Genomic DNA, 13,822 nt, shown 5'->3' with positions numbered 1-13,822 from the left:
GATAATGTTGGGTCGGGGCTGTAAGGTAAAAGCAGATTCGATCTGTTAACGATTCTCACAGTAGTCTCGTAGTGGATCAGATAGGGGGTAAGCGCTTAAAACACAAGAACTAACCAAAGGACTAAGACGAATGTATCAAGTATTGAGGTTAGCAACTCTGTCTTAAACTTGCGAAGTGAACTACTCCTTTTCAAGAATATGCCTTAAGCATTTTATCAGAAGTATGCTAATTAAAGAGCTGCGCCTTTAACACTTTACCTTTTAACTATGTGCGCAATCTAAAGCCCAAGGCCCAAGGCCCAAGGCCCAAGGCCCAAGGCCTTAGACATAAGAGTGCCAGATTTTAGGGGAGGGCGTTAGCCTAATAGCTAAACTTGGCGGCTCGCTGTTTAAAGCTTCTCAGATCTGTGATCATATTGTCTGAGGTCAGCTGTTCCTGATTTCTGTGTTGCTCCCCTGTGGTGAAGAGGATCAGGCGGTCGCCGTGTTTGGTGCGCATCTTCTGCATCATAAACTTAATCAGATCCGAACGGGTGAGTTCGCCAATTTGCTCGGCGACCAGTTCTCGCTGGTTAAAGTCGTAGTCTTTGTTTCCTATGCTCGACCAATATCTCTGCCCCCGGGTCTTAAGATTGGGGTCGTGTTCCATGATCTGGTTGATCAGCCCTTGCTTGGTGAGTTCCCATTGATCATTGGTGATCTGCATGACGGCGTAGTTAAAGTCGGCAATAAACTCATCTATGGCCTCCAGTAGCTTTAAGGGGCCGGCAGTGGGGGACTGTACATAGAAGATCATCCCAGGATAACGATTCAGCGGCAGATAACCTGTGCCCACCATGTAACCTAGCTGACGCTTGGTTCTCAGCTCGTGGAAGAAGGTCGAGGACATGGTGTGATTTAACAGGCTAAACAGGGCCATCTTTAGCGGCGTTGCCTGGGCCGACTGGTAGTAGACTATGATGCTGCTGTCCTGATGATTAACGCTGACCTCACGCATCAGGGTGCCGACATTCTCAAGTTTGATCAGCTCTCGCTCAGACTCGCCGCTGGGTGAGGAGACCAAAGAGAGTATGTGATCCAATCGTTTACCCAGGGCCTGAGCCTCTTCGGTCAGCCAGTCGCCATAGACCAGACCCTCGAGATGGATCTTCTCATAGAAGGCCCTCACATGGTTGTGGAGATCGTCCAGGGTGATGTCTTCTAGCTCCTCAGCCATACGTTGGGGCTCGAAACTGCGTTTCTGCAGCGTTACCGTCAGGCTGGTAAATAGCTGAGAGATGGGCTTTGCGCGGCTCTGATTAAACCAGTTGCGTAGGATCTGCTTCTTTATCTGCTTAAACCTGTCCTGGGTAAAGTTACGTTCCCTGGCTTTGTTGATCAGCAGTGACAGTAGGGCCTCTTGTTTACCGGTCAAGCCCGTCAGATGCAGAGTGATCCCCCCTTGGTGAGGGTAGATGTTGTAGCTGAGCCCGGCGACTTCTGCTGGATAGGTAAACTCGGTTAGATAATCGAGCAACATCTCCACGTAGAGGCGGGTCAGCGCCGCATGTTTTGGGGTTGCGGCTGCTTGGTGCGAATCGAGGGACAAGTACATATGTCCCTTTGGCACGTTAAACTCGTCATCTTTCTTGTGCCAAATTCGATAGCCGGTTTCCTGACAGACGACAACTGGCACCGGATGGTCACTCTTAACGTCTCTGGCGATCGAGTCTTCGATAATAAAGGGGTTAGGCTCCGGCAGTTTAAGTGCCTCTCGAATCTCAGGCTCGCGCCAATGCTTGAGCCTCTGTGCATCTATGGGCTTCATCTGATAGGGCGAGTGATACCAAGCGGCCTGTTTCTCTGTATCTAAGTCGGGTGAGATCAGCTGAATACGCAAGTTATCCGGGCTCATCAGGTCCAGCAATTCGGTGACCTGAGCTACATCCAAACCATCCATGCGATAGTCGCCATAGATGAGATCAGATACCTCGTAGTGGTGCATGTTGATGCTGAGATGACTGGCCAGATCCAGTGGTTTTATCTGTTCCTGATATTTGAAGGCAAGCTTGAGCAGGTTGGCTCGCTCTTGATAGCGCCATGCCTGCATGCCCTGGGTCTTGATCAGCTTCAGGTATTCGAAGCTTGCCTGAATCATATCGTCGAGCTGTAACAGGCCTTTCTCGGTCAGCTGAATGCTGATGTTATAGTCTTTAAAGTTATAGCCATTGACCCCGCCACCGGCCGAGAGGTTGATGGCCAGTCCCTGATCCTTGAGGTGACTCAGCAGGCTGCCCTTGCCCTCAAAACCCAATAGATGACTGATAAAGGTCAGCGGCTTGCGCTTATAGAAGCGGTCGATAGCGGGAAGGGGAAAGGTGATCGCCACGCGTCGCTGCTCTTTTAGCGGCACTATGTTGATCTGCTGGCCAAGCTGGGCGGCTTCATAGATAGCCACATTTGGGTATTGCTTTGCCAGTTTGCGGTTTTCAATCGGTGCAAAATAGCGCTCGGCCAATGCCAAGAGTTCATCTAGTGGTAAGGGTGCTACCAGACACAGGGTCATCAGATTGGCGCTGTAATGGGTCTGATAGAAATCCAGCAACTCCTGTCTCAGGGCTTTCTCATCGCCGTCTAAGGTCTTGAGATTGCCAACCGAAAACTTTGAAAAGGGATGAGCCGGATTAACCGTTTCCTTCTGAACCTGATAGGTGCGGCGGATATCATCTTTGAGTTTTAGGCTGAATTCAGACTCGATGGCATGGCGCTCTCTATCGACCAGCTCAAGATCGAAGCAGGGCGCGATAAAAAACTGGCTAAATCTATCCAGAGACTCTTCAAACACCTCGGCGTCGATGGAGAAGAAGAAGTTGGTCTGCTCAGTGCCTGTCCAGGCATTGTTGCTGCCGCCGTGTTGATTGATGAAGGCATGGTATTCGCCAGACTTGGGGTATTTTTCTGTGCCCAGAAACAACATATGCTCAAGAAAATGAGCCATGCCAGGACGCGAAACGGGATCGTCAAAATGGCCGACGTTGACCGCCATCGATGCGGCGGCCTGTTGCGCCTGGAGATCTTCCACTAGCAATACACGTAGCCCATTGTCCAGCTGCAGATATTGATACTGGCGATGATCGTTGGGGCTTTTAGTGATCGGCATAGATGTTTGCAATGGCTGGCTCCATCCTTATGCTGGACAAACGTATGATATTCATCGGAGTTTAGGCGACTAAAGCGGTAAGCCTACATATTGAGCCTCAAAAAAGACTTTGGCAAATATCTTATCCATTATTCGACTAATTAATAACAGGGTTAAGGTTTGTTGCGCTGCACTTTAACGCTACAATTCATAGTAGAACAAGAATAATCATAGCGAGAGTAGTATGAAGCTATATTTGATGCGACATGGCGAGGCGGGTTATCACGCCCACTCAGATCGAGAACGAGTACTGACAGAAATCGGCCGTTATCAGACTGAATTGATGAGTAATTGGCTGGCCCGTGATGTGACCGAGTTCGATCTCGTGTTGGTGAGTCCCTATCTGCGTGCGCAGCAAACATGGCAGGAAGTGAGTAAGCACTTCCCCGAACCGAGAAAGTGGCTGGTATTAGACGAGCTGACCCCATCGGCCGAGCCGACCCTTGCTGCCGATCTGACCATGGCCTATGCCGAACAGTATAAGGCAGACAGTGTGTTAGTGATTGCCCACATGCCGCTGTTGGGCTATATGGTTAGCGAGTTGGTGCCTGGCATAGAGCCGCCGCTGTTTGCCACCTCAGGTGTGACCCTGATTGATCGTCACGGTGAGCGTGGTTCGCTCAGCTGGCAGCATACGCCTCACACGGTGAGCTAACTCAGAGAAAAGTGCATTAACGCATTTGCGTAACCATTGAGCACATAAACAAAAGGACGCCTCGGCGTCCTTTTTGATCTCTACAGAAATAAGAAGGCGGCTATTCAGTCCGCTCGTCAATCAAGCAGTGAGCTTTATCGTTTCCGCCGGTCACATTTCCAAAAGACAAAGGATTAATCCCAGCTCGGTAACTCGCCAACGTCAATCAACACCAAGAGGGCCGCATCGCCGCCCCATTCCTTAGGCGCCTTGTGAAAGGCCTTTACCTGAGGGTGCTGGGCAAGCCACATGGGAAGATTCTGTTTTAAGATGCCGGTGCCATGGCCATGCATGACGCAGCAGCAGTGGCTGTGCTGTTTAACGCAGGCCTGGATCAGGGCCGCAAGTTCGAGTTTGGCCTCGGTTTGGCGCATGCCGTGTAGGTCCAGCAGCAGATCCGGTTGATAGTCGCCGCGTCTGAGCCGTTTGAGTTCGTGGCTGTCGACATCTTCTCTCGCCCAGCGCATGGCGCCCTCCAGGGGCAGCAGGGGCTGGTAGGTATCGGAGAAGTAGCTATCGGCGTGCAGCTGGGTGGTGGCTATCTCCAGCTCTCGCTTCGGTTTTTGCGGCGCGGCGAAATGACGCTTATCCTGTTTAAGCGGCTTTATCCCTTTGGTTAACGCCGAAAAAAGCGCCAATTCATCATCATTTTCTTTATTCATGGCGCTATTTTATTGAATCCGATGCCATATGAATAGAGTTCAGTTACAATGAGGCGGAACTATCTAGCGGGAGCCAGTTTTGGACAAGATTTTTGTTGATGAAGCCGTGACGGAATTACGTACAATCGGCGATATGTTACGTTGGGCGGTGAGCCGCTTTAACGATGCCAATATCTACTATGGTCATGGTACCGATAACGCTTGGGATGAAGCCATCGCCCTCGTATTCCATGCGCTGCACCTGCCAGAAGAGATTGGTCAGCAGGTGATCCATAGCAATCTCACCAGCAGTGAAAAGCATAAGATTGTCGAGCTCATCATTCGCCGGGTACGCGAACGTCTGCCCGTGCCTTATTTGACCAACCGCGCCTTCTTTGCCGGCCTGGAGTTCTATGTGGACGACAGGGTGTTGGTGCCGCGCTCGCCGATCGCCGAGATGATCGCTAACCGTTTCAGCCCTTGGCTCTATAACAAGCCAGTCAACCGTATCCTGGATCTTTGTACCGGCAGCGCCTGTATCGCCATCGCCTGTGCCTATGAGTTTGAAGATGCCGAGGTCGATGCTATCGACATCAGCAGCGATGCCCTGGAAGTGGCGCAGATCAACATTGAATCATTAGGCGTGATGGACAGGGTATTCCCTATCGAGTCTGACATGTTTGCCGCTATCCCTAAGGGACCGCAATACGATCTGATCGTCTCTAATCCGCCTTATGTGGATGCCGAAGATATCGGTGACATGCCAGAGGAATATCACCACGAGCCAGAGCTAGGCTTAGCCTCGGGTCGCGATGGTCTGGATCTCACCAAGCGCATCCTTGCCAATGCGGCCGATTACCTGACTCAAGATGGTCTGTTGGTGGTCGAGGTGGGTAATTCTATGGTTCACCTTATGGAACAGTTCCCCGAGGTGCCATTTACCTGGGTTAACTTCGAACATGGCGGCGACGGCGTGTTTGTGCTGACTCGCGATCAGTTAGTTGAAAATGAATCACTTTTCGCCATCTACAAAGATAGTGAATAATGTATGGTCGGCTAGAGTCTGATTGGCCAATGTTTTGTCGGCTTAGAATGACTAAGCCGATTTAGGAATATAGCCAGTGGCGGCTTTAGGTTATGCTGAGGCAAATAATCAAGTAGAGGTGAAGTAAGCGAATGTCGGGTAACAGTATCGGTCAAAATTTTGTGGTGACGACTTTTGGTGAGAGCCACGGTAAAGCCTTAGGTTGTATTATCGATGGTTGCCCTCCGGGTCTGGCGATCGATGAAGCCGATATGCAGCATGATCTCGACAGGCGCCGTCCGGGCACCTCGCGTTACACTACAGCCAGACGTGAGCCGGATCAGGTGAAGATCCTCTCGGGTGTGTTCGAGGGGCAAACTACCGGCACCTCCATCGGCTTAGTGATCGAGAATACCGATCAACGTAGCCAGGATTACTCCAACATCAAAGATCAGTTCCGTCCGGGCCACGCCGACTACACCTATCAGCAAAAATATGGCCTTAGGGATTATCGCGGTGGCGGGCGCTCATCGGCGCGGGAAACCGCCATGCGTGTAGCGGCCGGCGCTGTGGCCAAGAAGTATCTAAAACAGGTGCACGGCATAGAGATCAAGGGTTATCTGTCGCAGCTTGGGCCTATCTGCGCCGAGACCCTGGATTTTGATCAGGTTGAGCACAATGCCTTCTTCTTTCCCGATGCCGCTAAGCTAGAGCAACTCGACGAGTATATGCGTGAGCTTAAAAAGAGCGGTGACTCCATAGGCGCTAAGGTGTCTGTGGTGGCGACCAATGTCCCGGTGGGACTGGGCGAGCCGGTGTTCGACCGTCTCGATGCCGATATCGCTCACGCCCTGATGGGGATCAACGCCGTTAAAGGGGTGGAGATTGGCGATGGCTTTGCCGTGGTAAACCAGAAGGGCTCAGAGCACAGAGATCTGATGTCGCCCGAGGGGTTCGCCTCTAACCATGCGGGCGGTATTCTCGGCGGGATCTCATCGGGTCAGCCTATCGTTGCGCATATCGCCATGAAGCCGACTTCCAGCATCAGCGTGCCGGGAGAGAGCATGACGGTGCAGGGTGAGCGTGCCGAGGTGGTTACCAAGGGACGTCACGATCCCTGTGTAGGCATTCGTGCCGTGCCGATCGCCGAGGCCATGTTGGCTATCGTCCTGATGGACCATCTCCTCAGGCACAGGGCACAAAACATGAATGTCGAGAGCATTACCCCTGTGATTGGGATGAAGTAATACGTAATTGAGCGAAAAAGAGGGCACAGTATTGTGCCTTCTTTTATGGGAGCCATTAATGCTATGGGTTCCAGTCATTATAAGAATTCAGAATTAAAGTCATTATAAGAAGTCGCTCCGAGTCACCTCGAGAGCAGATAGTAACCCTGCTAGAAATCGCCCTACACATAGGAATAGCCCTACACAAATGTCGTCCAACGCCCAGTCATCCACTAGCATGTCGCCTAACGGCATGCAACAGTCTGATCCACAACACCAACTGTACTGGATTAGCGCCTGTTACTTTTTCTTCTTCGCGATCCTCGGCGTGCTGGTGCCTTATCTCGGGGTCTTCTTCGAGAACCGGGGTTTCGATGCGCAGCAGATTGGCTTTTTGCTCGCCATCCTGATGGCGACACGCATCATAGCCCCCAATATCTGGGCCATGGTGGCCGATAAGACAGGCATGCGTGGTCAGTTGGTGAAGATGGGGGCTGCCTGCTCGGCGGTCACCTTTATGAGTTTCTTCTATCATGGTGGCTTTGTCTATCTGGCCATCAGCCTCAGCATCTATACCTTCTTCTGGAACGCTATCTTGGCCCAACTCGAGGTGATCACCCTAGAGACCCTAGGGGAGAACACCGGGGGCTATGGTAAGATCCGCAGCTTCGGCAGCCTGGGTTATCTGGTGTTCGTGGTCAGCGTAGGCTTTGCCATCAGCCAGTTCGGCACAGAGATCTTGCCCTTTGTCGGTCTCGCTCTGTTCCTTGGCTTGCTGGGTTGCTCCCTGGCTCTGCCAAGTACCCGGGTGAAAGTTGATAAGAGTCAGGCACCCACGCCGCTAAAGCTAGATGCGGGTATCATCTGGTTCTTGCTATCGGCCATGTTATTGCAGATGAGCGCCGGACCTTTCTACGGCTTTTTTGTGCTGTATCTGAAACAGGTGGGTTACAGCGAGTCCAGTGCCGGCATCTATGTCGCTCTTGGGGTGCTGGCCGAGATAGTGATGTTTATGTTTGCGCCGAGATTGTTGGGTCGATATGGGGTCAGTGTATTGTTGGTTATCTCTATTGGCTTCACGGCGGTGCGGTGGCTACTCATGGCCTTTTGTGCCAGCAACATGGTCTGGCTCGGGGTTAGTCAGCTGCTGCATGCCTTTACCTTTGGTCTGGTGCATGCGGCCTCGATTCAGTTCGTTCATCAAAGATTCGACGTGCGCCACCGCAGTAAGGGGCAGGCGCTCTATGCCAGCCTAAGTTTCGGTGTCGGCGGCGCGCTGGGCACCTGGCTGTGCGGCTTTATCTGGGGGGACGGTTCCCAGGCATGGCTGAGCTGGTTGGCGGCTGCCGTTTGTGCCTTGCTGTCCATGCTTGCGGTACTGTTAATCCCTAAGACGCGCGAAGTTGCAAAACAATAAGAGATGATAAGGAAATATCCATGAAACAGACATTTCGCCTCGGCGTGATCATCAATCCTTTGGCTGGGCTTGGGGGCAGTGTGGCACTCAAGGGGAGCGATGGCGTGGCGGATGAGGCGATAGCCCGCGGCGCCGAACCTAAGGCCCATCTGAGAATGGCCCAGGCGCTAGAGGTGATTAAACCTTATCTGGATAAGATCACTGTCGTTACTGCCTCAGGTGCCATGGGCGCCGATTTAGCCGCGCAGATGGGATTTAACCATCAGGTGGTTTATCAGGTGGGTGATACTACTGCGGCCAGCGATACTCAAGCTGCCGCCAATGCGCTGCAGGCCGCAGGCGTGGATCTCTTGCTGTTTGCCGGTGGCGACGGTACGGCGCGGGATCTGTTTGAGGTGATCGATGAGACTCAGCCCGTGCTAGGCGTGCCGGCCGGGGTGAAGATTCACTCGGGCGTCTATGGTATTACGCCTCACGCCTCGGGCATGGTGGTCAAGTTGCTGCTCGAGGGGGCTTTGGTGAGCCTGATGTCGGCCGATGTGATGGATATCGACGAGGTGGCCTTCAGGCAAGGTGTGGTAAGGGCGCGCCGATTCGGCGAGATGCAGGTGCCTGCCGAGCCACGCTACATTCAGGCAGTTAAGATGGGCGGCAAAGAGGTCGATGAGTTGGTGCTGGCGGATATCGCCGCCGAGGCGATTGAGCAGATAGGCGATGGGCTCGCCATCATGGGCTCGGGCAGCACAGTCGCCGCCGTGATGGAGGAACTTGGGCTGGATAACACTCTGCTGGGGGTGGATCTGATTGACGCGGGCGAGCTGCTTGCCAGCGATCTCAGCGCCAAGTCACTGCTCGAGGCGACCTTAGGCCGTGAGTGTAAGTTAGTGATCACCCTCATTGGTGGCCAGGGGCATATCCTGGGGCGGGGCAATCAACAGTTGTCGCCGGCGCTTATTCGTCAGGTGGGCAAAGAAAATATTATCATCCTGGCGACAAAAACTAAGTTAAAAGCACTTGAAGGTCGGCCCTTAATTGTGGATAGTGGCGACCCAGAGTTAGACAGCAAATTATGTGGTTATTATAAAGTCGTGACCGGCTACCACGATTATGTGATGTATCAGGTGGCTAATCCTGACCTAATCAGCCTAGATTTAGTCAGCCCAGATGTGATCGGGCAGCCTGAATAGCAAGAAGACAATTGGAGACACAATGTTAGAGCAGTATGAGCAAGCATTAGACGAGTGGATCGCCACTAAGGTAGCAGGCGGTGATGACGACCAACTCTTTGCCAGTGGTTACCTACAAGGGCATGTGGCCGTGGTGCTGTCAGAGCTCGAGCAGGAAACGGTGCAAGACAGCGAGGCGCTGGAGGCTAAGATGCAGGTCTGTCTGGAAACGGCCAAGTCTGAGCTCGAGCCTGCCGATCTTGCCCTGGTGGTTAATGCCTGGGCTGAGCTGCGCGAGAAGATGGCTCAGGTAGCAAACGCCTAGTTATGGCTAATGCGAGCAAGGTGATCATAGGGTTGCAAAACCCAAAGAGCCCGACGAACGTGGGCGGCGTGATGCGCGCCGCGGGCTGTTATCGCGCCGATGAGGTGCGTTACACGGGTAAACGTTATGCGCTGGCCGCCAAGCACAGGGGCGAGCAGTACAATACCGACACCAAGCGGGTGAGTCAGCATATTCCCCTCAATGGCGTAGAGTCGCTGCTTGACTCACTCGATGCCGATACCAAGGTGATCTGCGTCGATCTGGTGGAAGGCGCCACGCCATTGCCAGCCTTTAGCCATCCGCAGAAGGCCATCTACCTATTCGGCCCCGAAGATGGCACCCTAGATCAGGCGCTTATCGACTGCGCCGATGAGGTGGTCTATGTCCCGACCGTGGGCTGCATGAATCTGGCCTCCTCGGTCAATGTGCTGCTCTATGACAGGTTGGCCAAGGGGGAGCATCTCTCGGGCGATGACCTCATTCGCGCCAGTCGTGACACCAACAACCGCGTTAAGGTCAAAGCCTAACTCATCTGGTGGATCACTTACCAAGGGCTTAACGACTCGCCCTTGGTACTCATTGCTTACCCTTAATCTCTCAATTTAGCGCTTACAGCGCTTTACCCTTAATCAGCTTTCTCATCCACATGCGGTTGGGGTTGAGCAGGGCTAATATATCCTGAGTGGCGGGCAGGAGCTCGCCGCAAAGCTGGGCGGCTAAGATCTCTGCCGCCAGTGGGCCAGAGGTGAGGCCACGCGAGCCAAGTCCGCCGAGAATAAACAGTCCCTGATGCACCGATGCCGGTGTCGTCTGCCAATACTTGGCGCTTTCCTTGGTACTCTTCTTGGTTTGCTGATGGTTGAGATAGGTAGCCGATATCGCCTCAAAGTCAGGTGCACAGCCCATCATAGGGGCGTGATCCCGTGTGACCATGCGCACCCCTACGCGAGCGCTATGGCCTGTGATATCCACCGCCTTGGTCCACTCGCCGCCGTAGCTGGTGCGGATCTTGTCTAAATTCTCCACCTGCTCCACCGCGCTGTAGTCCAGGTTACTGGCGTCTTTCACATAGCTGGCCCCTGTGCAGTGCAGCTTATCGTGGGCAGGCGTCAGGTAGCCGTGGGCGCAGAGCACCGTCTTAAGATCCTTAAGTGGCGCTCTTGCCGGAATATGGCTAACCTGGCCACGAAAACCGCTGATGGGTAGGCGGGCGGTTTGCGCGAAATCGGTCAGGTGGCGGCCATTGGCCAGCACCAGATTGGCAAAGGGGCCAAATTCAACTTCTTGACCGTCTTGACCACCTTGAACCGCCCTGAGATACCACTGCTGGCTCTCGAATCTAATCGCTGTAACTTGGCATTGGTAGTGGCTGGTTTGTGTACCTAACCGTTCGGCCTGGATGATGGCGGCGCGGGTAAAGGCTTGTGGCGACACCCAACCCGCGAGCGGATAGTAGAGTCCCTGGTGTTCTATGCTGACCCCGGCGAGCGCCGTGGCCTGGGACGCATTGACGGGCAGAGCGATCGATTCCGCCCAGGGCTGGGCGTTGATTATCTTAGTGAGGCGCTTATGGCTGCGCTCATCGTGACCGGTCTGCAGCACGCCGCAAAAATCATGGGGGATCTCATGGCCAGCCTCAAGGAGCTGCTTGATCCTTTGACGACTAAAGAGGTAACCCTGCAGAAAATAGTGACTCAGGCTGCTATGCTCTGGGGTGAGCAGGGGATAGATGGCGCCCTGTTTATTGCCCGAGGCCTGCTCGCCCGGCGCCTTATCCATACAGAAGAAGCTAACCTTTTTGCCGCGCTCGGCCAGTGAGAGCGCCAGGTTCGCGCTGGCGACCCCACCACCTATGATGGCGGTTTCTCCCTCACGACCTTGTGTCAAAGGATTGAAAGCGAACTTATCTAATTGTTGGCGCCTGAGGGCGCGCCGCTCCACCATGGCGATATCCTGCGACGCTAGACTTGGTTTTTCGGCCAGAGTCACGAGCTGGTCATCTTCTGGAGATAAGTTAAGGCGATAGCAGGTAAAACCCGCCTTGATGATCAACTGGGTCAGTAAGTTTGTATTGGCGTTATCTGAAGTCTTGTCTAGATTAACATCGACATTCTCGAGAAGGAGAAACTCGGCGTTATCTTGGCTGAGGCGCGCCATCTGCCAGATAAGCGCCTCATCGGTAGCCTGGGTATCCGCCAACCAGCCTTGGATTGCTTGACTTGCTAAGCTTGGGGCGACTAAGTCCTTGAGTTGGGAAAGCGGATCGCCAAGATGGATGTCGATGATTAGCCGGGCGTTTGCCAGCTTGAGCCTGTGACAGCCCGACACCCGAGCGTCGTAAATTGCCTTAATTTGTTCTTTGGCTGGTGACGATAGGGACTCATTCTCGGCAAGAGTCTTAAGCCAGGTTGCCTGATGTTCGGCAAACAGGTGTAGATGAAGATGCTGCTTTTGAAGGTGCTGCTTTGAACCGGCTTGTGTTAGTCGCTCTGTTATAAGCGCGGCTGGCCAGTTGGTGTCATGGCTTGGGAGTAGGGCGATAATTTGGTGAGAGTTTTGACTCTTTACCGCCGATAAATGGCTGAAAATTGCGTCGAATGTAGGCATTTTGTCACTATTTTGTGCGTTATTCGGGTGTTCGGTGGCCAATGAATTTACTCTCAAGGGGATATTAGGCATTATTTTACCTGCCTTTATGGAAAGCTGACCACTTAAATGCAGTAAAAGCGATACTATTGGCGCAGCTAAATTGGTACTAGACGTACGGAATGGATAGTAAATAATGAAAAGAGTCGTGATCACCGGCCTTGGCATAGTGTCAAGTATCGGTAACAACAAGCAAGAAGTCACCGAGTCACTCAAAGCGGGTCGCAGTGGTATTACCCACTCAGATCAGTTTGAAGAAATGAAGCTTCGTAGCCATGTTTGGGGCGACATTAAGTTAGACCCTAAAGAACATATCGACCGTAAAGCATTACGTTTTATGGGTGATGCAGCCGCATACGCTTATATTGCCATGGAGCAAGCGATAGCCGATGCTGGCCTCACCGAAGAACAATATTCAAATCACCGCGTCGGTATTATCGCCGGTACTGGCGGCGCGTCATCGGCTAACCAGGTTCAGGCTGCCGATACCCTGCGTGAGAAAGGTGTGAAGCGCGTTGGTCCTTATATCGTGCCACGCATCATGTCGAGCACGGCCAGTGCCTGTTTGGCTACGCCTTTTAAGATCAAGGGCATGAACTACTCAATCAGTTCGGCTTGTGCCACCAGTGCTCACTGTATCGGCCATGCGGTGGAACTCATTCAGATGGGTAAGCAAGACATGGTCTTCGCCGGTGGTGCCGAAGAGGTGGATTGGACCCTGACCATGGGCTTCGACGCCATGGGCGCACTATCGACTAAGTATAACGACTGCCCTGAGAAGGCTTCTCGTACCTATGATGCGGACCGTGATGGTTTCGTTATCTCTGGTGGCGGCGGGATCGTGGTTGTCGAAGAGCTTGAGCATGCGCTCGCTCGCGGCGCTAAGATCTATGCCGAAGTGATCGGTTACGGCGCTTCTTCAGATGGTTACGACATGGTTGCACCATCGGGTGAAGGCGCGGTGCGTTGCATGAAGATGGCCCTCGAAGGTGTAGACACACCAATCGACTACATCAACACCCATGGTACTTCAACGCCTGTTGGCGACATGCGCGAGTTGGAAGCCTTGGCCGAAACCTTCGGTGACAACCTGCCTGCTATCGCATCGACCAAGTCTTTGACTGGTCACGCTCTGGGCGCCGCGGGTGTGCATGAGGCGATCTACAGTCTGATCATGATGGAGAACAGCTTCATCGCACCGAGCATCAACATAGATACTCTCGACGAGAAGGCCCAAGGTATGCCTATCGTGACCGAATATCGCGATGCCGAGCTTAACACTATCATGAGCAACAGCTTCGGCTTCGGTGGCACAAACGCTACCCTGGTCATGCGCAAGTACAAGTAATTGCTCAGCTGTTTTTGACAGTTATTAGAAAAGGGAAGCAGATGCTTCCCTTTTTTGTGCCTAGCTTCTGCTGGTCATCTTACTGATAAAAAGTGAAACACGCCCATAAATACGGGCGTGTTTTTGATGACTGAGCTTTAAACTACCGTGGCTTAAA

At 53.0% G+C, this 13,822-nt stretch carries 11 protein-coding genes; 8 read left to right on the top strand and 3 right to left on the bottom strand.

Translation table 11 applies throughout. From position 1 onward, the window contains the following. Window positions 1-361 precede the first annotated feature (361 nt). A complete protein-coding gene (locus tag K0H80_RS12360) occupies window positions 362-3,151 on the bottom strand; it encodes an insulinase family protein (RefSeq protein ID WP_220071775.1) in 2,790 nt (929 codons plus the stop codon). Window positions 3,152-3,362: 211 nt separating this feature from the next. Here K0H80_RS12360 and sixA point away from each other — a divergent pair, with 211 nt between their 5' ends. Beyond that, on the top strand, window positions 3,363-3,833 hold the full coding sequence (gene sixA, locus K0H80_RS12355) for a phosphohistidine phosphatase SixA (protein ID WP_220071774.1): 471 nt from the start codon (window positions 3,363-3,365) through the stop codon (window positions 3,831-3,833). A 173-nt stretch (window positions 3,834-4,006) separates the two neighbouring features. Here sixA and smrB read toward each other — a convergent pair whose 3' ends face one another. Further along, entirely contained in the window at window positions 4,007-4,534 is a 528-nt protein-coding gene (gene smrB / locus K0H80_RS12350; RefSeq protein ID WP_220071773.1) for an endonuclease SmrB, read from the bottom strand. 79 nt (window positions 4,535-4,613) lie between these two features. Here smrB and prmB point away from each other — a divergent pair, with 79 nt between their 5' ends. The 6 genes from prmB to K0H80_RS12320 all read left to right on the top strand — a co-directional run bounded on the left by prmB (window position 4,614) and on the right by K0H80_RS12320 (window position 10,198). Beyond that, window positions 4,614-5,558 (top strand): 50S ribosomal protein L3 N(5)-glutamine methyltransferase, encoded by a 945-nt coding sequence (gene prmB, locus K0H80_RS12345; RefSeq protein ID WP_011866214.1) that lies wholly within the window; start codon window positions 4,614-4,616, stop codon window positions 5,556-5,558. Window positions 5,559-5,689: 131 nt separating this feature from the next. Continuing rightward, window positions 5,690-6,784 (top strand): chorismate synthase, encoded by a 1,095-nt coding sequence (gene aroC, locus K0H80_RS12340; RefSeq protein WP_144200617.1) that lies wholly within the window; start codon window positions 5,690-5,692, stop codon window positions 6,782-6,784. Window positions 6,785-7,016: 232 nt separating this feature from the next. Then, entirely contained in the window at window positions 7,017-8,180 is a 1,164-nt protein-coding gene (locus K0H80_RS12335) for an MFS transporter (RefSeq protein WP_220073976.1), read from the top strand. A gap of 20 nt (window positions 8,181-8,200) precedes the next feature. Then, on the top strand, window positions 8,201-9,367 hold the full coding sequence (locus tag K0H80_RS12330; RefSeq protein ID WP_220071772.1) for an ATP-NAD kinase family protein: 1,167 nt from the start codon (window positions 8,201-8,203) through the stop codon (window positions 9,365-9,367). A 22-nt stretch (window positions 9,368-9,389) separates the two neighbouring features. Then, window positions 9,390-9,671: a YfcL family protein gene (locus tag K0H80_RS12325; RefSeq protein WP_220071771.1), complete on the top strand. Its 282-nt coding sequence runs from the start codon at window positions 9,390-9,392 to the stop codon at window positions 9,669-9,671. 2 nt (window positions 9,672-9,673) lie between these two features. Further along, a complete protein-coding gene (locus K0H80_RS12320; RefSeq protein ID WP_220071770.1) occupies window positions 9,674-10,198 on the top strand; it encodes an RNA methyltransferase in 525 nt (174 codons plus the stop codon). A gap of 82 nt (window positions 10,199-10,280) precedes the next feature. Here K0H80_RS12320 and mnmC1 read toward each other — a convergent pair whose 3' ends face one another. After that, window positions 10,281-12,278, bottom strand: a complete 1,998-nt coding sequence (gene mnmC1, locus K0H80_RS12315; RefSeq protein WP_258406088.1) for an FAD-dependent 5-carboxymethylaminomethyl-2-thiouridine(34) oxidoreductase MnmC1 — start codon at window positions 12,276-12,278, stop codon at window positions 10,281-10,283. Between the two features lie 175 nt (window positions 12,279-12,453). Between mnmC1 and fabB the strand changes: the two genes are divergently transcribed. Next, window positions 12,454-13,665 carry a beta-ketoacyl-ACP synthase I gene (fabB, locus tag K0H80_RS12310; protein ID WP_011866207.1) on the top strand — a complete coding sequence of 404 codons (1,212 nt, stop codon included), beginning with the start codon at window positions 12,454-12,456 and terminating at the stop codon, window positions 13,663-13,665. The last annotated feature ends 157 nt before the right edge of the window (window positions 13,666-13,822 follow it).

Source organism: Shewanella aegiceratis, assembly GCF_019457495.1.
Classification (GTDB): Bacteria; Pseudomonadota; Gammaproteobacteria; order Enterobacterales; family Shewanellaceae; genus Shewanella; species Shewanella loihica.
The sequence above is the reverse complement of the archived record's forward strand: the minus strand, read 5'-3'. Positions and strand labels throughout refer to the sequence as shown.